The organism is Burkholderia sp. A9 (assembly GCF_000801975.1).
The window spans coordinates 55,079-78,473 of sequence record NZ_JSZN01000028.1 but is presented as its reverse complement, the minus strand read 5'-3'; the positions used below and the strand labels follow the sequence as shown (position 1 = coordinate 78,473).

The 23,395-nt window shown below is 67.6% G+C and carries 20 protein-coding genes; 17 read left to right on the top strand and 3 right to left on the bottom strand.

The features are described from left to right. Positions 1 to 106: 106 nt before the first annotated feature. On the bottom strand, positions 107 to 1,384 hold the full coding sequence (locus tag PI86_RS13135) for an MFS transporter (RefSeq protein WP_039323037.1): 1,278 nt from the start codon (positions 1,382 to 1,384) through the stop codon (positions 107 to 109). A gap of 293 nt (positions 1,385 to 1,677) precedes the next feature. On the opposite strand from PI86_RS13135, the gene PI86_RS13130 reads away from it, so the two are divergent. Further along, the gene (locus PI86_RS13130) at positions 1,678 to 2,358 is read left to right on the top strand and encodes a hypothetical protein (protein WP_039323034.1); all 681 of its coding nucleotides are present in this window, start codon (positions 1,678 to 1,680) and stop codon (positions 2,356 to 2,358) included. Positions 2,359 to 2,421: 63 nt separating this feature from the next. On the opposite strand, the gene PI86_RS13125 is transcribed toward PI86_RS13130, so the two are convergent. After that, on the bottom strand, positions 2,422 to 3,561 hold the full coding sequence (locus PI86_RS13125; protein ID WP_039323030.1) for an ATP-binding protein: 1,140 nt from the start codon (positions 3,559 to 3,561) through the stop codon (positions 2,422 to 2,424). Beyond that, positions 3,558 to 4,286 carry a response regulator gene (locus tag PI86_RS13120; protein WP_039323027.1) on the bottom strand — a complete coding sequence of 243 codons (729 nt, stop codon included), beginning with the start codon at positions 4,284 to 4,286 and terminating at the stop codon, positions 3,558 to 3,560. Before PI86_RS13120 ends, PI86_RS13125 begins: the two co-directional genes overlap by 4 nt. 393 nt (positions 4,287 to 4,679) lie before the next feature. On the opposite strand from PI86_RS13120, the gene PI86_RS13115 reads away from it, so the two are divergent. The 16 genes from PI86_RS13115 to PI86_RS13040 all read left to right on the top strand — a co-directional run bounded on the left by PI86_RS13115 (position 4,680) and on the right by PI86_RS13040 (position 23,384). After that, complete coding sequence (locus PI86_RS13115) at positions 4,680 to 6,164, top strand: flavin monoamine oxidase family protein (RefSeq protein WP_039323024.1); 1,485 nt, start codon at positions 4,680 to 4,682, stop codon at positions 6,162 to 6,164. 10 nt (positions 6,165 to 6,174) lie between these two features. Beyond that, complete coding sequence (locus tag PI86_RS13110) at positions 6,175 to 6,834, top strand: c-type cytochrome (RefSeq protein WP_039323020.1); 660 nt, start codon at positions 6,175 to 6,177, stop codon at positions 6,832 to 6,834. A 35-nt stretch (positions 6,835 to 6,869) separates the two neighbouring features. Continuing rightward, a complete protein-coding gene (locus PI86_RS13105; RefSeq protein WP_039323018.1) occupies positions 6,870 to 7,544 on the top strand; it encodes a hypothetical protein in 675 nt (224 codons plus the stop codon). Positions 7,545 to 7,617: 73 nt separating this feature from the next. Then, positions 7,618 to 8,241, top strand: coding sequence for a TetR/AcrR family transcriptional regulator (locus tag PI86_RS13100; RefSeq protein ID WP_039323015.1), 624 nt, complete (start codon positions 7,618 to 7,620; stop codon positions 8,239 to 8,241). 246 nt (positions 8,242 to 8,487) lie between these two features. Then, on the top strand, positions 8,488 to 9,321 hold the full coding sequence (locus PI86_RS13095) for a phytanoyl-CoA dioxygenase family protein (protein WP_039323011.1): 834 nt from the start codon (positions 8,488 to 8,490) through the stop codon (positions 9,319 to 9,321). A gap of 17 nt (positions 9,322 to 9,338) precedes the next feature. Further along, positions 9,339 to 9,752 (top strand): RidA family protein, encoded by a 414-nt coding sequence (locus tag PI86_RS13090; protein WP_039323008.1) that lies wholly within the window; start codon positions 9,339 to 9,341, stop codon positions 9,750 to 9,752. Between the two features lie 215 nt (positions 9,753 to 9,967). Then, a complete protein-coding gene (locus PI86_RS13085) occupies positions 9,968 to 11,335 on the top strand; it encodes a DUF1329 domain-containing protein (protein WP_039323005.1) in 1,368 nt (455 codons plus the stop codon). Between the two features lie 81 nt (positions 11,336 to 11,416). Beyond that, positions 11,417 to 13,261 (top strand): DUF1302 domain-containing protein, encoded by a 1,845-nt coding sequence (locus tag PI86_RS13080; RefSeq protein WP_039323002.1) that lies wholly within the window; start codon positions 11,417 to 11,419, stop codon positions 13,259 to 13,261. A gap of 63 nt (positions 13,262 to 13,324) precedes the next feature. Continuing rightward, positions 13,325 to 15,685: an efflux RND transporter permease subunit gene (locus PI86_RS13075; RefSeq protein WP_039322999.1), complete on the top strand. Its 2,361-nt coding sequence runs from the start codon at positions 13,325 to 13,327 to the stop codon at positions 15,683 to 15,685. Between the two features lie 172 nt (positions 15,686 to 15,857). Further along, complete coding sequence (locus tag PI86_RS17760; protein WP_235362757.1) at positions 15,858 to 16,001, top strand: hypothetical protein; 144 nt, start codon at positions 15,858 to 15,860, stop codon at positions 15,999 to 16,001. Positions 16,002 to 16,031: 30 nt separating this feature from the next. Further along, positions 16,032 to 17,000 (top strand): WD40/YVTN/BNR-like repeat-containing protein, encoded by a 969-nt coding sequence (locus PI86_RS13065; RefSeq protein WP_039322994.1) that lies wholly within the window; start codon positions 16,032 to 16,034, stop codon positions 16,998 to 17,000. Between the two features lie 49 nt (positions 17,001 to 17,049). Next, a complete protein-coding gene (locus tag PI86_RS13060) occupies positions 17,050 to 18,528 on the top strand; it encodes a flavin monoamine oxidase family protein (protein WP_039322991.1) in 1,479 nt (492 codons plus the stop codon). Beyond that, on the top strand, positions 18,529 to 19,218 hold the full coding sequence (locus PI86_RS13055) for a c-type cytochrome (protein WP_039322988.1): 690 nt from the start codon (positions 18,529 to 18,531) through the stop codon (positions 19,216 to 19,218). Between the two features lie 172 nt (positions 19,219 to 19,390). Further along, positions 19,391 to 20,521, top strand: a complete 1,131-nt coding sequence (locus tag PI86_RS13050; protein WP_039322985.1) for a saccharopine dehydrogenase family protein — start codon at positions 19,391 to 19,393, stop codon at positions 20,519 to 20,521. A gap of 42 nt (positions 20,522 to 20,563) precedes the next feature. Beyond that, positions 20,564 to 22,117: an AMP-binding protein gene (locus PI86_RS13045; protein WP_039322982.1), complete on the top strand. Its 1,554-nt coding sequence runs from the start codon at positions 20,564 to 20,566 to the stop codon at positions 22,115 to 22,117. Positions 22,118 to 22,142: 25 nt separating this feature from the next. Then, positions 22,143 to 23,384: a thiolase family protein gene (locus PI86_RS13040; protein ID WP_039322978.1), complete on the top strand. Its 1,242-nt coding sequence runs from the start codon at positions 22,143 to 22,145 to the stop codon at positions 23,382 to 23,384. Positions 23,385 to 23,395: the final 11 nt, after the last annotated feature.

Genomic DNA, 23,395 nt, shown 5'->3' with positions numbered 1-23,395 from the left:
GCAAGCCAAGCAAGCCAAGCCAAGCCACCACCATTGCGGAACGCGGTGAAGCGTGATGGCGACGCCGGCGAGGCGGCTGCGGCAGGCGAACCCGGAGCGAACGGCTTCAGTGCGCCGACGGCGCGGCCGGCGCCTCGGCCAGCGCCGGCATCGATTCGGACAGCGTGCGGTCCGGGCGGATCCGCAGCGCGGCGACGATACCGATCAGCAGCATCGTGACCGACCCGATGAACGGCACCGTCCAGCTGCCGGTGTGGTCGACGAGATAGCCGAACAGGATCGGCGACAGGATCCCCGAGATCGCGGAACCGGCGTTCATCATCCCGCTCGCGATGCCCGCATGTTGCGGCGCGATGTCGCTCGGCACGGCCCAGATCGGTCCGATCGTCAGTTCGAGGCACAGGAACGACCCGGACAGGCACAGCGCGATGCCGGCCGTCGAATGCACGAACGCGAGCGGCACCATGCAGACGAGCGCGCCGGCGAAGCTCGCGACGATCACGCTCTGGCGCGACAGCGCGAGGTTGCCGGTCTTGCGGTAGATGCGATCGCACAGCCAGCCGCCGAGCGTATCGCCGACCACGCCCGCGAAGAACACGCCGGACGCGAACAGCGTGGTCGACTTCAGGTCGAGACCCTTGCCGTTCAGGAAGAAGGTCGGCAGCCACGTGAAGAACAGCCAGGCGGTCCAGCCGTAACAGAAGTACACGAAGATCGTCGGCGCCATCCGGCGCAACAGCGCGGCCCACGGTGTCGGGCCCGACGGCGGCGCGGGCCGGGCGGCGACGGTGCGCGTGTGGCCGTCGTGGTCGCCGAGCGGGTGTTCGCGGAAGCCGACGATCCACCATGCGAGCCACACCAGCGTCACCGCGCCGATCACGAAGAATGCCGCGCGCCACGACAGCCATGTCATCAGCGCGGCGACGATCGGTGGCGTGACCGCGTTGCCGAGCCGCGAGAACGAATGCGTGAAGCCCTGCACGACGCCGCGCCGTTCGCGCGAGAACCAGTGCGTGATCGCGCGGGCCTGCGCGGGCAGCGTCGCGCCTTCGCCGATCCCGAGCAGCAGGCGCGCGGCGAACAGCAGCGCGAGGCTGTGCACGAAACCCGTCATGAACGTCGACGCGACCCAGATCAGCCCGCAGCCGATCAGCGTGATGCGGGCGCCGAAGCGGTCGGCGATCCAGCCGCCGAAGATCTGGCAGATCGCGTACGAATACGCGAACGCGGAGAACGCGATGCCGAGCTCAGTGTTCGACAACCCGAGTTCGGCCTTGATCGCGCCGGCCGCGGTCGCGAGGTTCACGCGGTCGACATAGAGGATGAACGACAGCGCGCACAGCAGCCACAGCGTATGGCGCCGTTGACGGTGATCGGTAGGCATGTGTCTCACTCCATTCTCGTGCGCGGCGTTGCAATGACGCCGCGTTCACTGGCCGGGCAAGCATCGCGCGCCGGAGCGAGCATCGTCTAATGAATCTTTTGGATCAATTGATAACCTGAGGCGTTCGGTTGCGCTGTGTTCGGGCGCCGGATTGGCCGAGGTACGGGTTTTCCACGGGCGGTTGCGGCATGATGCGGGATGGCCGGGCACCGGGCATGCATCTCGACGCCGGTGGTGCGGTACAGCCATGATGAAGTGACGCAGCGCAATCGCACAGTCGGGAATTGAGGGTCATGGAACAACAACTTTCGCTCCGCCGGGACAGCCGCTTCTGGCAACTGCTGCCGGTGAAATGGTGGATCCAGGGACACGGCCGCGACGGCTATGCGTTCCGGCTGCTGCTGGTTCCGCTGGTCACCGTGTTCGTGCTCGAGTTCGTGTGCGTGATGCTCGGCGCGCTGTTCAGCGCACTCATCGTGAGTGGCGCGATTACGGTGTTCCTCGGGATCGCCGGGTATTACGGCGCGAAGCGCGAATGGCTCGTGCCGTCGGCGCCGGCGCGCGCGCTGGTGAAGGCGCGCACCAAGCAGGCGGCCGAGCGTTTCTCGTCGCTCGGCGCGGGCGCGACGGTGCTCGCGATCTTCGTCAGCGCGACGTCGCTGTCGCTCGTGCTGTCGGGGCAGCCGGTGCTGGACAGCGTGTCGAAGGACACGGTGTCGATCTTCATCGCGCTCGTGTTCCTGCCGGTATATGTGTCCGGCGCGGTGCGCAAGCTGGCGATCGCTCGGGTCGAGGAGCTGGAAGCGCTGCGCCAGGTGAGCGCCGGCACGCGGCTGAAGTTCGACCGGGTGGGCGCGGTGCGCGCGGTCGTCGTGCAGGGGCCGGCGGGGAAATCGACCGTGTCGGTCGCGGAGTACACGCTGCTGGGTTTCGATCCGCCGCTCGAACGCGTGGGGCGCGAGACGCGGGCATGAACAAGGCCGCGTGCGAGCGCGGCCGTTCGGCGTGATGCCCTGGCGGATGAGCGTGTGGTCAGGTCAGTCGCTCGCGCCTGGAAGGGGCGGCGACGGCGGGGCCGACTGCGCAGCGGATTGCGCCGGAAAGCGGCGCTCGTCCGGCGTCGGCTCGAGGTTGTCGGGCCAAACCACCTCGAACCGCGTGCCGCCGCCGGCCGCCGGCGTGCAGACGGCTTCGCCGCGATGCGCGTGCGCGATCGCCGCGACGACCGCGAGCCCGAGGCCGCTGCCGCCCTGCTGCGTATCGTCGACGCGCCGGAAAGCCTTGAACACGTGCGGCGCGAACTCGGCCGGAATGCCGGGGCCGTCGTCCTCGACGCGCAGGCGGCACATCCCGCCCTCGAGGCGCGTCTCGATCCGGATCGCACCGGGCACCGCATGGCGGCGCGCATTCTCCAGCAGCGCGAGCAGCGCCTGACGGATCCGCACCGGGTCGCAGCGCATCGGCCGCGCGTCGAGATCGAGCACCGGATGCTGGCCGGCGGCCTGCAACGCGTGCGAGAACACGTCGACCACCGCGCGGATGTCCGCCGCGAGATCGGTTTCGCGGATCTCGATGCTGAGGTGGCCGCTATCGGCGAGACTGACCACGCGCAGATCCTCGATCAGCCGCGTCAGCCCTTCCACTTGCGTGAGCAGGCTGCGGAACTGCGCTTCGCTCGGCGTGAACACGCCTTCGGCGAGCCCCTGCAGGCGACCGCGCAGCACGGTGACCGGCGTGCGCAACTCGTGCGCGATCGCGGCGTTCCAGAACGTCTGTTCCTCGGTCACGCGCTGCAGCTCGCTTGCGAGCGCGTTGAAATTGTCGGCGAGCAGCGCCGCTTCGTGCAGCGAACGGTCGCCGGCGACGGCACGCGCGCCGAGATCGCCGCGCGCGACGCGGCGGATGCTGTCGGTCACCGAGTTCAGCGGCACGAGGATGCGGCCCGACAGGTGGATCGCGACGACGACCGACAGCACGAGTCCGACCGCCGTGGTGGCGATCAGCCACACCCACTCCGGGCCGGTCGGGAACCAGTTCGTCTGGTCGAACGACGCGGGCTGGTACAGATACAGCAGGTAGTAGAACCCGTAGGCCGTCAGCACGACCAGCAGCGTCACCGCGAACGCCATCGCGCCCATCGTCAGCGCGATCTGCCGGCTCAGTCCGTCGAGCTTCACTCGCCGCTCCACAGCTTGTAGCCGACACCGCGCACGCTGACGGGCACGCCGCTCACACCGAGGTCTTCCAGTTTCTTGCGCAGCTTGCTGACGTGGCTGTCCACCGTGCGTTCGAGCGTGTCGCCTTCCGGCAGGCAGGTCGCCATCAGCTCGGCGCGGCTGAACACGCGCCGCGGTGCGCGCGCGAGCTGCGCGAGCAGCTTGAATTCGGTGAGCGTCAGCACGAGCGTGTGCCGCGTGCCGTCGACCTCGACCGTCGCTTCGTGATGCTCGAGATCGATCTCGAAAGGGGCCGCGCGCAGCACGCGCTGTTCTTCCTGGCGCGAGTCGGCCATCGAACGGCGCAGCACGGCCTGCGCGCGCGCGACGACTTCGGCGGGATTGAACGGCTTGACCACGTAGTCGTCGGCGCCGATGCGCAGGCCGGTCAGCTTGTCGATGTCCTGGTCGAGCGCGGTCAGCATGATGACCGGCGTGTTGCCGCGATGGCGAATTTCGGCGAGGACCTTCCAGCCGTCGACGTGCGGCATCTGCACGTCGAGCAGCACGAGGTCGGGCTTCAGCGACAGGTGCAGCTCGAGCGCGCGGCGGCCGTCGGCCGCATGCACGGTGCGCAGGCCGCTGCGCGCGAAATATGCGGTGAGGATCTCGGCGATCTCGGGTTCGTCCTCGGCAATCAGGACGAGCGCCTGGCCGGCGCCGGCAGATGAGGAAATATCGGGCATGGCCGCTTGTTCAGATCCATCGGGGTTCCATCGAATCGCCATACTACCGTACCGCCCATGCCGTCGATCGGAGACCGGAAGCGGGGGCGGTCCGGTCCGGCCATGCCGGCTTGCCGACGCCTTTCAGGACGGCCGCCATCGATCGCACGACAGGGGAATACCCTGTCTTTTTTTTTCGATCCTGTTTTATGTATCATGACCTATCTTTTGCAACATGTACTAATTAAGCGGGCCGACGAATCCTGATCGTGACGGGGACATTCGGCACGCGGCGAGGCAGGCGTACGAAGCGGCCTCGGCGCGCATTCAGTCGTCGGATTTCGCGCGAACGAAGGTTGCGTGCCGCCGGGCACGTGGTCGTTCGCGCCATTTGCAGGCAGGAACCCAACCATCATGTCCAGCAAGTCATCCTCCAGCGGGGCGGCCGACCCGCAGCGCAGGCAGTGGCTCAAGATCGCCGGCGCGTCCGTCGCGGCCGGCGGCCTGGCGCTCGGCGCGGCACGCGCCAGCGCCGATACGGCGCCGGTCGCCGGCAGCGATGGCGATGTGCTCGACGTCGCGATCGTCGGCGCGGGGCTCGCCGGCCTGACGGCCGCGCGCGACCTGCGCTACGCAGGCTGCGAATCCTTCGTCGTGCTCGAGGCGCGTGATCGCGTCGGCGGCCGCACGCTCAACTTCGACATCGGCGGTGGCCATGTGTCGGAAGTCGGCGGCCAGTGGATCGGCCCGGGCCAGACGGCCGTTTCGGATCTCGCCCGTGAACTGGAAGTCGGTACGTTTCCGAGCTACTACGCGGGCAAGACGGTCATCCTCGGCGGCGACGGCCGCGCCGAGATCGACCTGGAAGGCACGTTCGGTACCGACGAGGCGGTCGCCGCGAAGCTGAGCCGGCTGTCGCGCGACGTGCCGTCGGGCGCGCCGTGGACGTCGCCGAAGGCGGCCGAACTCGACCGGCTGTCGGTCGGCGACTGGCTCGCGCAGCAAGGCATCAAGCCGGAGGACCGGATGGGCTGGAACGCGTCGGTCTCACTGTCGGGCGGCTGTGCGCCGGCGAAGATGGGCCTGCTCCATTTCCTGTCGATGATCAATTCGGCCGATTGCGATTACGCGCAGCTCGACTCGATCAAGCACAGCGCGCAGGAAACCCGCTTCGTCGGCGGTTCGCAGATCCTCAGCATCCGGATGGCGCAACAGCTCGGCGACAAGGTGCGGCTCTCGTCGCCGGTGCGCCGGATCGTCGGCTGGGATCGCGACGTCGTCACGTTGCAGACCGATCGCGGCACGGTGCGCGCGCGCAAGGTCGTGATGGCGCTGCATCCGTCGCTGTGCCACCAGGTGCAGTTCGATCCGCCGCTGCCGGACCAGCGCCATGCGCTGCAGCTCGCCTGGCCCGCGCATTCGCCGGCGCGCAAGACGGCGATGGTCTATCGCCGCCCGTTCTGGCGCGACAAGGGGCTGAACGGCCACATCTTCCAGACCGACGGGCCGATCTTCTGGGCTTACGACAACTCGCCGCCGGGCGGCGAGATCGGCGTGATCAACGCGTTCGTGCGCAATGCGCTGATGCCGTCGGACCCGCAGGCCGCAAAGCAGATGCACATGGACCTCTATGCGCGGGCGTGGGGCGACGACGCGCGTGCGCCGGTGTCGTACCACGATCGCGACTGGGGGCTGGCCGACCCGTGGACGATTACGTGTGTGTCGGCGATTCCGCCGGGCTTCTGGACCGCGCATGGCGACGCGCTGCGCGCACCGTGCGGCAACCTGATCTGGTCGGGCACCGAGACCGCGAACATCTGGGCCGGCTACATGGACGGCGCCGTTCGCTCGGGTCACCAGGCCGCGCTTCAGGCGCTCAATGCACTGCGTCGCGCGTAGGAGACTGGAGATGAAGAAACGCATGCTGCTGCTCGCCGCGCTCGTGGTTGCCGGCGCGCTACTGGCCGTCTACGGCCCCACGCTGTTCGGCTTCTATCGCCTGCAGCGCCATATCGATGCGACGGCGCAGGCCGACGACGCCGACGGCGGCCCGTGGCCGCGCACCGCCGACGTGTGCATGGGCTGCCACGGCGTGAAGGGCACGTCGCTGAACGACGCTTATCCGAGCCTCGCCGGCCAGCCGGCACACTACGTGGCCGCGCAACTTCACGCGTTCGCGAGCGGACAGCGCGCGAACCCGACGATGGGTCCGCTCGCGATGACGATGAGCGAAGCCGAGATCGCGCGCGTGGCCGACTACTACGCGAAGCAGGCAGCGCTGGACAACCGCTATTTCAAGCCGGATGCGCGGCTGCGTGCGAAGGGCGAGCAACGGGTGACGGGCGGCGCGTGCGTCGCTTGCCACGGCGCACAGCTGACCGGCCGGGCGCAGTTTCCGCGGCTCGCCGGCCAGGGCTACGGCTACCTGCGCGCGCAACTCGACGCATTCGCGAATGGCACCCGCAGCGAGGCCACCGGCACGATGCAGCGCATCGCGCAGGCGATGTCGGCGGACGATCGGGCAGCGGTCGCGAATTATCTCGCGAGCCTCAGCCCCGTCAAGCAGTGAATCAACGGCAGCAATCGACCTCGGGAGTTCGAACCATGGATTACAGATCACTCGTTCTTTGTCTTTCCAGCGCGACGCTTGCGGCGACGACCGGCGTGTACGGCTTCAAGTTCGTCCGCAAGCGCAACTTCCTGCTCGGCTTCGAGTGGTGGATCGTGACCATCTCCGCGTCCAATGCAGTGATCTTCTTCGCGACCGAATCGCCGGTCTCATACGTCATTTCGCACTTTCTCGATGCGTTCTCGCGCGGATTCGGGATGCCGGTGATCGCGGTTGCCGGCCTGATGGCCATCACGCACGGCTACCGGCCGTCGTTGCGGCAGGACGTGACGCTGTTCGTGCTCGCGACGCTCGGGACGATCGCGCTCGTGGCTGGCGCGTTGCAGCACGCGTTGCCGTACTTCTACGTGACGATGTGGACGCTGATGTCGATCTACCTCGCCGGCTTCGTGTTGCGGCTCGTGCGTGCCGGCCACGTGTTCCATGCGCTGACGACGACGATCGCGCTCGTCGCTTCGCAGGCGATCGCGTGCATCTACGACTTCTACAAGATCCCGGGCGAGGAAACCAACGTCGTGTTCAATTTCTACGTCCTGGCGCTGCTGACCTGGTCGTACCTGACCGTCACGCTCTATTACGCGTATTGCGCGCTGGAGCGCGATGCCGGACGCAGCAAGGTGAATGCGAACGTATTGTCGTATCCGAAGTGAATAGTTCTACTGAGGAAATGGCGACGATTCGCGCCGTGTACCGGTCCGGCCGCGGCGATCGAGGAGAGCGCGGATGGACGCGGTCCGCCTGACCCGCGTGCAGCGGCGCGATGCGACGCGCGAACGCCTGCTCGGTGCCGCGTGCGCGATTTTCGCGGAGAAGGGCTACGCGGCCGCCAGTGTCGAGGATATCGCGGCGGCGGCCGGGTATACGCGCGGGGCGTTCTATTCGAACTTCCGCAGCAAGACGGAGATGCTGTTCGAACTGCTGCGGCGCGATCACGACGATGCTGCGACGGCGCTACAACGAATCGTCGGCATGCCGCCCGGTTCGGCCGAGGACGCACAGCGCGCGCTGCTCGCGTACTGGCGGCGAGGTGCCGCGCGGCATGCGTCGCGGCTGATGTGGCTGGAAGCGCAGTTGCAGGCGGCGCGCGACCCGCGGTTCCGCGCGCAGTTCGGCCCGTTCCTGCGCGAGCGGCAGGCGCTCGCGACCGCGTGCATCGACACGTTCGCGGCGCGCGCCGGCGTGTCGCTGCCGTTGCCCGCGCACGTGCTGGCGCTCGGCCTGACCGCGCTGTGCGACGGCGTGCAGTCGTGCTGCGCGGCCGACGCGCGCAGCACCGCCGACACGCTCGCCGATGCGGTGCTGGTCGGCTTCCTCACGCATACGGTGTTCGACCGCGTGCGCGGATGACATGACGGCGAAGCCGTGGCCGGGCTTCGTTGCGAGATTGTATGAAGGCTGAAAGCGGGTTGTCATGGCGGGCCGGCAAACCGTCGCGATGCAGGTTCGAACCGGCAGACGAAACAGGGAATACCCCGTCTTTTTCTTTTCTTTATTTTTGTCATTATGACCTAACATTGTCACCATGTTCTACTGAAGGCGTCGGCAGTGAGCGATCGCAGGCCGGCAGTGGTTGGACGAATCAGGAGATCTACGATGGATGCACTTACGCGCAAGGCTTTCTTCGAGGACGGCGCGGTTCTCGTCCAAGGCGCACTCGACGAAGCCCAGCTCGCGCAATGCCGCGCGGTGTTCGACTGGGGGATGGAGAACCCGGGTCCGATGGCGTCGGCGCTGCTCGACGGCACCGAATACCAGTCGCACAACGACAACGCGAACCCGTACGCGAAGGCACGGCTCGACGAACTGGTCGCCACGCTGCCGTTCGGCAAGCTGTTCGCCGATCTGTGGGGGTCGAAGCACGTGTGGTACTTCGCCGAGGAACTGTTCATGAAGGCCGGCGGCAAGAGCGCGCGCTCGCCGTGGCACCAGGACACGTCGTACCTGCCGTGGCAAGGCATGCACTTCGGCAATGCGTGGATCAGCTTCGAACACGTGCCGAAGCGCAACGCGCTGGAGATCGTGCGCGGCTCGCATCACGGCGTGCGCCACGACGGCACCACGTTCCAGAACGCCGAGGATCCGACCGACCCGCTGCACGGTGGCGACGTGTGGCCGCGTCTGCCGAACATCGAAGCGGAGCGCCGCGCGGCGCCCGACGCGTACGACATCGTGTCGTGGGAAACGAAGCCGGGCGACGTGCTGCTGCTCCATCCGGGCGTGCTGCACGGCGGCGGCGCGGTCGACGCGGCGTTCCCCGACCGCCACACGCTCGTGCTGCGCTTCTTCGGCGACGACGCGGTGTTCAGCCCGCTGCCCGATGAAAGCCGCTCGGGATTCACTCCGGCCGGCGTGCTGTTCGTCGAGGAACTCGCCGCGCTGAAGGCCGGCGACCCGTTCCGTGCACCGTGTTTCCGTCAACTCGTTTGAACCAGGAGTTTTTCGTCATGTCAGCCACCCCCAAGCGGCAATCGATCGTTCCGCCTCCGTTCCAGCCGTGGTACGACGCGTACCACTTCTCACCGGCCACCCGCGTCGGCGACACGATCTGGGTGTCGGGCCAGGTCGGGCTCGACGCGCAGATGCAGCCGGCCGACGGCGTCGAGGCGCAGGCGCGGATCGCGTTCGAAAGCGTGAAGATGATCCTCGAGGCGGCTGGCGCGAGCCTCGCCGACGTCGTCGAACTGACGACCTTCCACACGGATCTTCAGCAGGAAACCCAGGGTTTCGCGGCGGTCAAGGACGTGTATTTCCCGAACCGCTACCCGGCGTGGACGGCGGTCGGCGTCTCGCAACTGGCGCTGCCGGGGCTGTGCGTCGAAGTGCGCGCGGTCGCGGTGGCCGGGTCGGGCAAGGACTGATCCGGGCGGCGGCACGTCATTCCGTTACGGCGAGCGTTCTTAATGTATCGCAGTCCTGAAGGAATGACGAAAAAGTATCGAAACAGGCAGGTGGCCGGCCGTCATCTCGGGCGGCCGCCGTCAGGGAGCGACGCGATTGTCGGACGACGAAAGCGGACGGAGTGAATGCGTGTTGCCCATGACGGGCGAGCGCACGCGCAGTGGGAAGGAGAACCATGATGAGCAAGCATCGATTCTGGGCCGTGTCCGCACTTGCGGGCGCTGCATGTCTCGCGATCGGCACGGCCGTCGCGGCGGACGACCTGACGCCGGCCGGCGCCGATCGCGCGGCGAGCAAGGACGGCTCGGTGCCGGCCTACGCCGGCAAGCAATCGCCCGACGCGGGCTGGGAATGGGGCAAGGTGCGCGCCGATTTCTGGAAGCACCGCAACGAGAAGCCGCTGTATTCGATCGATGCGGCGAACGTCGACAAGTACGCGGACAAGCTGTCGCCCGGGCAGGTCGCGCTGATCAAGCAGAAGAAGGGCTACCGGATGGACGTCTATCCGGCGCATCGCGAATGCCAGCTGCCGGATGTCGTCGAGCAGAACTCGAAGGCGAACCTGACGGCCGCGAAGCTCGGCGCGGCCGGCGACACGCTCGCCTCGGCCGTGCTGCCGGGCGTGCCGTTCCCGCAACCGAAGAGCGGCATCGAGGCGATCCTCAACTACGAGATGCGCTATCGCGGCGAAGGCGTCGACTGGGCGCAGATGGCGACGACCGTGTCGCCGCGTCCGGGCGGCAGCGAATGGATCGATGCGGTCGGCCCGCAGACCTACTACTTCCCGTCCGGCAAGCTCGGCAAGCGTTCGCCGCAGGACGTCGACCAGCTGAGCGCGGCCGTGTACTTCCAGATGAATTCGCCCGCCGCGCTGGCTGGCCAGGCGTTCGTGCAGCGCCAGTACTTCGACAAGGCATCGGAGACGTACTACTACTTCCCCGGCCAGCGCCGCGTGCGGCGCATGCCGGCCTATACGCACGACGCGCCGCTGATCGGCTTCGAGAACCAGTACCTGATCGACGAAGGCAACATGGTCAACGGCTCGCTCGACCGCTTCAACTGGAAGCTGGTCGGCAAGAAGGAAATGATCGTGCCGTACAACGCGTTCGGCATGTACAAGTTCAAGAGCAAGCTGCACGACGTAGCGACGCCGGACGGCATCGCGTCCACGAGCCGGCGTTACGAGGCGCACCGCGTGTGGGTGGTCGAGGCGATGCTGAAGCCGAGCGCGCGGCACGTCGCGTCGAAGAAGACCTTCTATCTCGACGAGGACAGCTGGCTCGCGCTGGTCGGCGAGGACTACGACGCGCAAGGCAAGCTGTGGAAGGTGCGGGAGAGCTATCCGATCCCCGTGTGGGAGCTCGGCGGTACCTGCGACAACGAGCCGCTCGCGCAGTACGACATGAACAACGGCCGCTACGTGCTCGACGCAACGTCGATCGGGCAGGGCAAGGACGTCCGCTGGCTCGAGCAGGCCGACGACCCGCGCTTCAAGCAGGATTTCTACACGGCGGAATCGCTGCGCTCGGTGAGCGAACGGTGATCAGTCATCGACTGACATAAAACAAGGGACCGGCGCGCGCAATGACCGCGCGCCGGCGTCGGACAGGGGAGGAGACGGATCATGGAATCGGCAAGGTTGATCAGGAATACTACGGTATCGATCGCGCTCGCGGGTGTCGCGACGTCGAGCGCGTACGCTTACGACTTCACGACGGGCATCAACGACCTGCAGGGCTCGTGGGTGACGAACCTGACGGCCGGCGCCGGGATCCGGACCAAGAGCCCGAGCTGCTCGCTCATCGGCGACCCGAACGCATACGGCTGCGGCGCGGCCGCGAATACCAATCAATGGGGCTACGCGGACAGCGGCGACCTGAACTACCGCAAGGGCCAGCCGTTCAGCACCTACATCAGCGCGACCAGCGAGTTGCTGCTGAAGATGCCGAGCGAAGGGCTGAAGTTCATGGTGCGCGGCACCGGCATGTACGACTTCCTCGCCGGCAATACGGCGAGAACGCCGCTGTCGAGCACGGCTTCCGCGCAGGTGGTCTACAACGCGCAGCTGCTCGACCTGTGGGCGCAAAAGGATTTCACGATCGCCGGACGCAACGCGCACGTGCGGCTCGGCAACCAGGTGATCAACTGGGGCGAGAGCATGTTCGCGCAGAGCGGGATCAACGCGACCAACTCGCTCGACGTGCAGAAGCTGCTGATTCCCGGCTCGCAGCTCAAGCAGGCGCTGCTGCCCGCGCCGATGGTGAGCTTTGCCGCCGACCTGTCGCACGGGTTCAGCACCGAGGGCTATTACCAGTTCCAGTGGAACGGCAACCGCTACCCGCCGGTCGGCTCGTACTGGTCGGTGACGAACGGCTTCGGCCGCGGCGCCGAACCGTTCACGCTCAACACGACTAACCTGAACGTGGCCGGCCCGAGCGCGGGCACGATCGCGAACGCGATCGGCGGCGGGGCGGCCGCGGGCAACCAGGGCACGCTGGATGCGATCAAGAACGGGCTCGTGAACGGCGCCTACGCGGGGCCGCCGTTCAACAGCATCGGCCTGCCGTCGGTCACGAACCTGCCGGCGAAGTACCGGCCGCAGTTCGGCGTGAAGTTCAACTATTCGCCGCGCTCGTTCGACGCGAACTTCGCGTTCTACTACCTGAACTACACGGACAAGTCGCCGGTGCTCGCGTCGCTCGCGAACGGCACCGAGCAATGGTCGTATCTCGGCCGGCGCCAGCTGTTCGGCGTCAGCGCGAACTTCGGGCTGGGGCCGTGGGCGATCGGCACCGAACTGTCGTACCGGCCGCGCGACGCGGTCGCGCTGTCGAGCTGCTACGGCGCGGGCGGCCCGCTCGACCTGAACACGAACGGTGTGGCGGGCATCAATTGCCAGCAGTGGGTCGACAAGAGGAAATTCCAGTACGACCTGAACGGGCTGCTGGCGCTCACGCGCAGCGAGTATCCGTTCCTGAAATGGCTCGGCGCCGATTCGGCCGCACTCACGTGGGAACTCACGTGGATCTACTACCCGGGGCTGAGCTCGAGCGGCGTCACGCGCACGATCGACGGGCAGACCGTCACGCAGGTGCCGCAGACCGGCTACCTGCCCTGGCTGAACAACGGCTCGGGGCTCGGCTATCCGATCGGGATGGGCCAGGGCACCGCGAGCTCGGTCGGCGCGACGATCGACTTCAACTGGACCTATGACGGCACGCTGATCCCGGGCTGGCAGGTCACGCCGGGCGTGACGTTCTCGGACGGTCTCTACGGCTATACGCCGACCTTCACCGCGAACTACATGCAGGGCGCGAAGTCGGTGAACGTCTACGTGCTGTTCAACCAGAACCCGCCGAACTGGCAGGCCGGCATCAACTTCACCGCGTTCTTCGGCGGCCACAACACGGTGGGCCAGCCGTATGCGGACCGGAATTTCGTCGGGCTGTTCGTCACCCGGAATTTCTGACGGGTGATGCGCTTACGGGCGGCGCGCGCCGAGCGCCGCCGCCAATCATGAAGGGGTAATGTCGTGCTCAATCGTCTGGTCAGCCGCCTCGAGAGGCTCTTCTTCGGTCATCGCGCACTCGTGCTCGCGGCGATCGCGTTGTTCACCGTCGCGATGGCCGTGTTCGCCGTACAGCTGCGCATGGATGCCGGCTTCGAAAAGCAGATGCCGATCGGGCACGAGTACATCCGCACGTTCCAGCAATACCGGAACGACCTGCTCGGTGCGAACCGGATCACGGTGGTCGTGCGTGCGAAGCACGGGTCGATCTGGTCGAAGGAAGGGCTCACGCGGCTGTACAACGTCACGCAGGCCGTCACGTATCTGCCGAACGTCGACCGCATCGGCGTGCGCTCGCTGTGGACGCCGAACGCGTTCGTCAACGAAGTGACCGACGAAGGCTTTCGCGCGGAGCCGATCATTCCCGGCACGATCACCCCCGATCAGCTGACACCGGACATCGTCGCCCGCGTGCGCCGTGCAACGACGCTCGGCGGCTATGTCGGCACGCTGGTCTCGCATGGCGAAGACAGCGCGATGATCACGGCCGAGCTGAACGAGCGCGACAGCGCCGGCAAGGTGCTCGACTACGTCGCGTTCAACCACCTGCTCGAACAGAAGATCCGCAAGCCGTTCGAGGACGCCGGCTACGAGATCCAGGTCATCGGCTTCGCGAAGCAGATCGGCGACATCGCCGACGGCGCGACAGCCGTGCTCGGCTTCTGTGCGGTCGCGCTGCTGCTGACCACGCTCGCGGTGTACTGGTATTGCCATTCGGTGCGCTTCACGGTGCTGCTGATCGCGTGTTCGCTGACGTCACTCGTTTGGCAGTTCGGCACGCTGACGCTGCTCGGCTTCGGACTCGATCCACTCGCGGTGCTGGTGCCGTTCCTGGTGTTCGCGATCGGCGTGTCGCACGGCGTGCAACAGGTGAACTTCATCGTCCGCGAGATCGCGCACGGGCAGAGTTCGTTCGACGCGGCGCGCCACAGCTTCAACGGATTGCTGATCCCGGGCGTGCTCGCGCTGATCACCGCGTTCGTGTCGTTCATCACGCTGCTGCTGATTCCGATCCCGATGGTGCGCGAGCTGGCGATCACCGCGTCGCTCGGCGTCGCGTACAAGATCGTCACGAACCTGATCCTGCTGCCGGTGGCCGCCTCCTGCTTCAACTTCACGAAAGCCTATGCGGACAACTCGCTGAAGCGCGCGCAGCAGCGCGCGAAGCCGCTGCGCGTGCTCGCGCGGGTGGCCGAGCCGAAGTACGCGGGGCTCACCGTGGCGCTGACGGTCGCGATCTTCGCGCTCGCCGCATGGCAAAGCCGCGATCGCGTGATCGGCACGCTGCAGCCGGGCGCGCCGGAGCTGCGCGCCGATGCGCGCTTCAACCGCGACGCGACGTCGATCGCCGGCAACTACGACATGGGTCTCGACTGGCTTACGGTCGTGCTCGAATCGAGCGGCAAGGCCTGCGACAACCCGGCGGTCGGCCTGTACCAGGACGACTTCTCGGCCGCGATGCGCACCGAGCCGGGCGTGGTGTCGGTGCAGTCGTATTCGTCGATGCTGCGCACCTACAACCAGGGCTACAACGAGGATTACCCGAAGATGAACGTCGTGCCGATCGATGCCGGGAACTACGGCGCGGTGTCGGTGGACGTGTCGCGCGTGAAGGGTTTCATGAGCCGCGATTGCAGGATGACGGCCGTGCACCTGTTCCTGACCGACCACAAGGCGACCACGATCAACCGGATCCTCGACGACGTGAAGCAGTACCGCGCGGCGCATCCGTTCCCGGGCATCACGGTGAGGCTCGCGGCCGGCAATGCGGGCGTGCTCGCCGCCACGAACGACGAGGTCGCGAAGAGCGAGCTGCCGATGATGCTCTACGTGTACGCGGCGATCCTGATCCTCGTATTCCTTGCGTACCGCGACTGGCGCGCGATGCTCGCATGCTGCGTGCCGTTGTCGGTCGCGACCTTCATCGGCTACGGGTTCATGAAGGCGCTGCAGATCGGCCTGACCGTCGCAACGTTGCCGGTGATGGTGCTGGCGGTCGGGATCGGCGTCGACTACGCGTTCTATATCTACAACCGGCTGCAGGTGCATCTCGCGGGCGGACAGGACATCGTGACGGCCGTGCAGCACGCGATGCTCGAAGTGGGTGTCGCGACGATCTTCACCGCGATCACGCTGGCGATCGGCGTCGCGACGTGGAGCTTCTCCGCACTCAAGTTCCAGGCCGACATGGGCAAGCTGCTCGCGTTCATGTTCATCGTGAACCTCGTGATGGCGATGACCGCGCTGCCCGCGCTCGCGTCGCTGCTCGAACGCTGGTTCCCGCGCCGCAAGCCTGCTCGCGCCCCGGGCCTGTTCAGCCATTGAAGCTGACGAACATCCTGACGGAGATTCAGTCATGGTCAAGACGCTAGCTGCTTGCGCCGCACTTTGCATCGCGGCGGTTGCCTGCCCGCGATTTCATGAAACGGTCGCGGACCGGACCGCGTCGGCGCATGCGTTCGCAACCGACACAAGACGCGTCAGTGCGCGCAACGCCATGGTCGACACACCGGGTGTCGCGCCGTCGTCGCACGACGGCAACGCCGAGCGGCAGGCAGCGGCCGCGCAGGGTGCCGACAAGCCACCGATCGCTGCGCTCGGCGTAGCGCATGCCGGCTGGTCGGATCTGTTCAACCACTGATGGCCGCGCACACCACTTCGGAGACTCACCATGATCAAGACGCTAGTTGCCTGTACCGCGCTCTGCGCCGCCGCGACGGCCGTCGCGCAACCGCAGGACGGAACCGTCGCGGCCTGGGCCGCGAAGCCCGCGCACGCATGGGCCGCGCCGACCCACATGATGTTGACGGACGCGGCGCGCGCCGGGTCGCGAATCGTCGCGGTCGGCGAGCACGGGATCGTGCTGCTGTCCGACGACGACGGCAAGACCTGGCGCCAGGCGCGCCGCGTGCCGGTGTCGGCGACGCTGTCGGCCGTGTGGTTCGCGGATGCGAAGCACGGCTGGGCGGTCGGCCAGTGGGGCGCGATTCTCGCGACCGACGACGGCGGCGACACGTGGGTCACGCAGCGGCTCGACACATCGGTCGACCAGCCGCTGTTCTCGGTGCTGTTCACGAATGCGCAGGACGGCATTGCCGTCGGCCTGTGGTCGCTGATGCTGCAGACACACGACGGCGGCAAGACGTGGACGCACACGACGCTGCCGAAGCCGCCGGGCGGCGGCAAGGCTGACCGCAACCTGTACCACGTGTTCGCCGACGCCGCGCACGCGCTCTACGTCGTGTCGGAACAGGGGATGGTGCTCAAGTCGACCGATGCCGGCGCGAACTGGACCTACCTGCCGACCGGCGGCAAAGGCACGTTGTGGTCGGGCGTCGCGCTGCCGGACGGCCGGCTCGTGGTTGGCGGGTTGCTCGGCAGCCTGTTCGAGAGCCGCGACGGCGGCGCGACGTGGGCGGCGTTGAACCCCGGTACGCGCAGTTCGATCACCGATCTCGTCGCGACGGGCGTCGGGCTGGTCGGCGTCGGGCTCGACGGGCTGACGCTCGCGCAGCGCGTCGCGGGTGGCCCGTTCGACGTCGCGCAGCGCGCGGATCGCGCGACGCTCACGGCCGCGCTGATCGATGCGCGCGGCAAGTCGATCCTGTTTTCGCAGGACGGCGTGCTGGCTGCGCGGTGAGAGGAATCCGCAGACTGACAAGCAAGCAAGAAAGGATGGAGCACTGAACATGAATCCCAAGCACAAGCCGGACGCGCATACCCGGCGCCAGATTCTGCGTCTCGCGGCGGTGGGCGCCGCGTCGCTCGCGGCAGGAGAGGTGTCGTTCGCTGACGGTGCGACGCCGGCAGCGGCCGCGAGCGGCGTTCTCGACGTCGTGATCATCGGCGCCGGGCTCGCCGGACTCGCCGCCGCACGCGACCTGAAGCGCGCCGGGTGCGACGCGTTCGTCGTCGTCGAAGCGCGCGACCGCGTCGGCGGACGGACCTGCAACCACGACCTCGGGCACGGTGTCGTCTCCGAAGCCGGCGGCCAGTGGATCGGACCCGGCCAGACGGCGATCGCCGATCTGGCGCGCGAACTCGGCGTCGACACGTTCCCGACCTTCTACGCGGGCAAGACGGTCGTGCTCGCCGGCGACACGCGCGTCGCGCAGGATTTCCACGGCGGCTCGGGCGGCGCTGATGCGATCGGCGCGAAGCTCGGCGCGCTCGCGCGCAGTGTGCCGTCGCGCGAGCCGTGGACCGCGCAGCACGCGGCGGAGCTCGACAAGCTGAGCTACGGCGACTGGTTGCTCAGGCAGGGCGTGACCTACGAGGACGGCTACTTCCTCGGCCTCGCGGCGAAGCTGTCGCTCGGCGGCGCGCCGGCGCAGCTCGGGCTGCTGCACTACCTGTCGATCATCAACAGCGCCGACTGCGACTACACGAAGCTCGAGTCGACCAAGGGCGGCGCGCAGGAAACGCGCTTCGTCGGCGGCTCGCAGGTGCTGAGCCTGCGGATGGCGAGCGAGCTCGGCACGAGGGTGCGGCTGTCCTGCCCGGTGCGCAGGATCTCGGGCTGGGATCGCGACGTCGTCGAGGTGCAGACCGATCGCGGCGTGCTCCGCGCGCGGCGCGTGATCGTCGCGCTGAATCCGGCGCTCTGCGAGCAGATCGTGTTCGATCCGCCGCTGCCGGCCGGCCGCGCGCAACTGCAGCGCAACTGGCCCGCGAATGCGCCGATGCGCAAGACGGTGCACGTGTACGAGCGGCCGTTCTGGCGCGACGACGGCTACAACGGGCAGATCTTCGAAGTCGGCGGCCCGGTTTTCATGGCGTACGACAACTCGCCGCCGGACGGCTCGGTCGGCGTGCTCGCCGCGTTCGTCGCCCCGGGGGCGCTGCCGGCAGAGCCGAAGGCCGCCGAACGGATGCTGTCGGCCGTGTTCGCGCGCGCGCTCGGCGACAAGGCGCTGCATCCGACGCAGTTCCACGACTACGACTGGGGCCGCGTCGATCCGTGGACGCTGCAGTGCATCCATCCGCTGCCGCCCGGCTTCTGGACGAAATGGGGCAAATACTTGCGCCCGGAGGCCGGCCGGCTGATCTGGTCGGGCACCGAGACGGCCGACCTGTGGCCCGGCTCGATGGACGGCGCGGTGCGTTCCGGGCACCGCGCGGCACTGCAGGCGCTCGGCAAGCTGGCCGGCCACACCGGGGAGGCATGAATGAAACGAACCTGGATGATCGGCGCCGCGTTCGTGATCGCGGGCGTGGCGGCAGCCGGCACGCTGTACGGCCCCGACCTGGTCGACGGCATGCGTTACGAGACGGCGATGACCGCGATCGGCGACGCGGACAAGGCGAACGGCGGCGCGTGGCCGCAGCGGCAGGAGACCTGCTTCTTCTGCCATGGCACGCACGGGCAGTCGCAGAACGCGTGGTATCCGTCGCTGTCGGGCCAGCCTGCGACCTACCTCGCCGCGCAGCTACGCGCATTCGCGAGCGACCAGCGCCGCAACGCGTACATGGGGCCGCTGTCGCGCGAACTCGACGACGCGAAGATCGACGCGCTGGCGACCTATTTCGCGCGGCAGGCGCCTGAGCGCAACGAGGCGGTGCCGGCCGACACGGCGCTCGCGCAGCGCGGGATGGCGCTGGTCGCGGCCCGCAGCTGCCGGGCGTGCCACGGCGCGGCGCTGACGGGCAAGGAACACATGCCGCGCCTCGCGGGCCAGGGGCAGCTTTACCTGGAGGCGCAACTTGCGGCGTTCCGGTCGGGGCAGCGCCACGATCCGAGCGGCGCGATGAACGGCGTGGCCGCGACACTGTCCGGCGACGACACACGGGCGATTGCGCACTATCTGGCTGACTTGTTGCCGGACGGTGTGGGTGGCGTGGGTGGCGCGGCCCGATGATGCGGACGGCGCATCAGGACCGGGAATACCCTGCCTTTTTCTTCGCCGTTTACTTTGTCATAGTGACCTAAGATTGGTAATGTGTTCTACAAAGAAGCACCCGAATGCGAAGCGGCAGTAGCGGACGTTCGTCCGCCCCGATTTTCAACAACTCACGTCTCAGGAGACAACCATGGCAAAGCACCCCGTCGTCGTTTATGGCGCAAGCGGTTACACCGGCATGTTGATCATGGACTGGCTGATCGACCAGAACATCCCGTTCACCGCGGTCGCGCGCAACGCGGGCCGCACGAAGGACATGATGGCGCAGCGCGTCGTGCGCCTCGAATCGGCGCAATACGAAATCATCGAGGCCGAACACGACGTCGATGCGCTCGTGAACGCGTTTCGCGGCGCGAAGGTGGTCTGCAATACCGTCGGGCCGTTCTCGAGCTTCGGGCTCGTCGGCGTCGAGGCCGCGCTGAAGGCCGGCTGCCACCACCTCGATACGACCGGCGAGCAGTCGTATATCCGTCAGGTGCGCGACCAGTTCGGCGAGCTGTACCGCCAGGCCGGCCTGCTGGTGTCGTCGTCGAACGCGTACATGTACACGTTCGCCGAGATCGCCGCCGAACTCGCGCTCGAAACGCCGGGCATCGATGCGCTGGAGACCGCCACGCTGACGCGCGGCCCGCGCGGCGCGGCCGGCGTGAGCATCGGTTCGACCGCGACGATCTTCGACGGCGCACGCCACGAGTCCTGCTACCTGTGGGAGAAGGCACTCGTGCCGCATGCGGCGGACGCGTCGTTCACCGTGGCGACGCCCGAACTCATGCAGCCGGTGTTCTGCCTGCCGTGGGGCGGCACGTCGCTGCCGGTCTACTTCGAGCGAGATGCGCGCGTGCGCAGCTGTATCTCGTGCGTGGGCTTCTACGACAACAACGTGATGAAGCTGGTGCACCAGTTCGGGCAGAAATGGGAAGCCGAATACAAGCACCTGCCGCGCGAGCAGCAGGACGCGATCCTCAAGCAGGTCGTCGATTCGACCACGCCGACGATGCCCCCGCGCGAGCGCACGACGATCCAGCGCAGCGTCGACTTCGCGATCGGCCGCGGCCAGCTCGCGTCGGTGCGCGCGACCGTGCACGGCATCACGCCGTACATCTCGACCGGCGCGATCCACGCGGCGGGCGTGCTCAAGCTGCTCGACGGCGACGTCGCGCGCACGGGCTTCGCCTCGGGTTCGAAGGCGTTCGGCCATCGCTACCTGCTCGGCTTCCTCGAACAGCGCGGGCTCGCGCGCGCGACGGTCACGCAACTGTGACGGCTGCCGCCGTGCCGAACCACATTCAACGGAACACGTGACATGGCCATTATCGATTTCTACGACCGCGGGTGGCGCATCAATCCCGCCGGCATCGCCTATATCCAGGACGAGCGCAGCTACACGTTCCAGGAGATCGGCGAGCTGTCGTGCCGCATCGCGAACGGGCTGCTCGCCGCCGGCTTCGCGAAGGAGGCGAAGGCGGCGGTGTGGGCGGACAACGACGTGACGGGCTGGAGCTGCGCGCTCGGGATGTGGCGCGCCGGGCTCGCTTATATCCCGGTCAACGGCCGCAACGCGCCCGCCGAGAACCAGTACGTGCTCGACGCGTTCGACTGCGAGGTGCTGTTCTTCCACCACGCGTTCGCGGACGCGATCGACGCGCTGCGGCCGAGCCTGCCGAAGGTGCGGCTGTGGGTGTGCATCGACGCCGACCTGCCGTGGGCGCCGTCGCTCGCGACGTGGAGCGAAGGGCAGCCGGCGACGCCGCCGGTCGTCGACTACGCGATGGACGACGTCGTCACGCTGTCGGCCACCGGCGGGACGACCGGCTTGCCGAAGGGCGTGATGAACACGCACCGCTCGTTCCAGACGTATTTCGCGAACTTCATGATCGCGATGTCGTACGGCGCCGAGCGGCCGGTGAACCTCGCCGCGGCGCCGATGACGCACACCGCCGGGATGTTGTCGCTGCCGTGCACCGCGCGCGGCGGTACGGTGGTCGTGCTGCCGAAGCCCGACCCCGCGCTGCTGCTCGGCGCGATCGTGAAACATCGCGTGACCGAGTTCTTCCTGCCGCCGACCGTGATCTACCGGCTGCTCGACATCCCCGGCATCGACAAGGTCGACTTCTCGTCGCTGCGTTACTTCCTGTACGGCGCCGCGCCGATGTCGGTCGAGAAGCTCAAGCGCGCGATCGACGTGTTCGGCCCGGTGATGACGGGCGGCTACGGGCAGACCGAAGCACCCGCGTCGATCTCGTACCTGACGCCGGCCGAGCATTTCGTCGACGGCGCGCTGGCGCCTGACGAACGGCTGGCGTCGGTCGGCCGTCCGAACCCGCTGGTGCGCGTCGAGATCATCGGCGAGCGCGGCGAGGTGCTGAAGCCGGGCGAGACCGGCGAGATCTGCGTGCGCGGCGACCTCGTGATGAAGGGCTACTACCGCGCGCCGGACAAGACGGCCGAGACGATCGTCGACGGCTGGCTGCACACCGGCGACATCGGCCATCTCGATCGTGACGGCTACCTGCACATCACCGACCGCAAGAAGGACATGATCATCAGCGGCGGCTTCAACGTCTATCCGAGCGAAGTCGAGCAGGTGATCTGGGCGCATCCGGCGGTGCAGGACTGCGCGGTGATCGGCGTGCCCGACGACAAGTGGGGCGAGGCCGTGAAGGCCGTCGTCGAGCTCAATGCGGGCCAGCAGGTGAGCGCCGACGAGCTGATCGCGCTGTGCAAGGCGCAGCTCGGCTCGGTGAAGGCGCCGAAGAGCGTGGACTTCATCGCCGCGCTGCCGCGCAGCACGGCCGGCAAGGTGCTGAAGAAGGACCTGCGCGAACAGTACTGGCAAGGCCAGCAACGCAGGATTTGAGCCTGATCGATAGGGACTCCAGACGATGAGCAACATCTACATCGCGGGCATTGCGATGACCGTGTTTGGCAAGCACCCCGACCGCAGCGTCGAGGACCTCGCACGCGAGGCACTGCAGCGCGCGTTGCGCGACGCCGGCTGCCATGCCGATGCGATCCGTGCGGCGTTCTACTCCGGCATCACCAACGGTGCGCTGCAGGGGCAGCTGTCGATCCCCGGTCAGGTCGTGTTCAGCAAGATCGGCCTCGACGGCATCCCGATGTTCAACGTCGAGAATGCGTGCGCGTCCGGCAGCACGGCCGTGCACCTGGCCGTGCGCGAGCTGCAGGCGGGCGCGTGCGACGTCGCGCTGGCGCTCGGCGCGGAAAAGATGAACGTCGCGGACAAGGCGAAGTCGTTCGCGCTGTTCGAGGCCGGCTGGGATGTCGCGCGCGTCGACGACAATTTCGCGACGCTCGCGCGGCTCGGCGAAGGGATCGAGCCGCCGCCCGGCTCGGAATCCGAGCGGCCGTACAGCCGCTTCATGAAGATCTACGCGGCGATGTGCCGGCATCACATGCGCACGTACGGCACGACGCAGCGGCAGATCGCGGCCGTGTCCGCGAAGAACCACGCGCATTCGGTGCACAACCCGTACTCGCAGTTCCGCCAGCCGTTCACGATCGACGAGGTGCTGGCAGCGCCGCCGATCACGTATCCGATCACGCTGCCGATGTGCGCGCCGCTGTCGGACGGCGCGGCCGCGGCGATCCTCTGTACCGAGGAAGGGCTGGCCCGCATCGGCGCCGATCGCAGCCGCTGCATCCGGATCGCCGCGAGCGTGATCCGCAGTTTCACGCGCCGCCGGATCGACGAGCCGCACAAGCACATCGGCCGGCTCGCTGCGCTGCAGGCATACGAGCAGGCCGGCGTCGGGCCGGAGGACATGGATGTCGCCGAAGTGCACGACGCGTCGGCGATGGGCGAAATCATCCAGGCCGAGAACCTCGGCTTCGTGCCGCTCGGCGAAGGTGGCCCGGCCGCGGAGCGCGGCGAGTTCACGCTCGGCGGGCGGATCCCGATCAACCCGTCGGGCGGCCTCGAATCGAAGGGCCATCCGCTCGGCGCGACCGGCATCGGGCAGCTTTACGAACTGGTCACGCAGCTGCGCGGCGAGGCCGGTGCGCGCCAGGTGCAGGGCGCGCGCCATGCGATCCAGGAAAACGGCGGCGGCCTGCAGGGCATCGAGGAAGCGGCGCTGGCGATTCACATTCTCAGCCGGGATTGACGGAGGCGGAC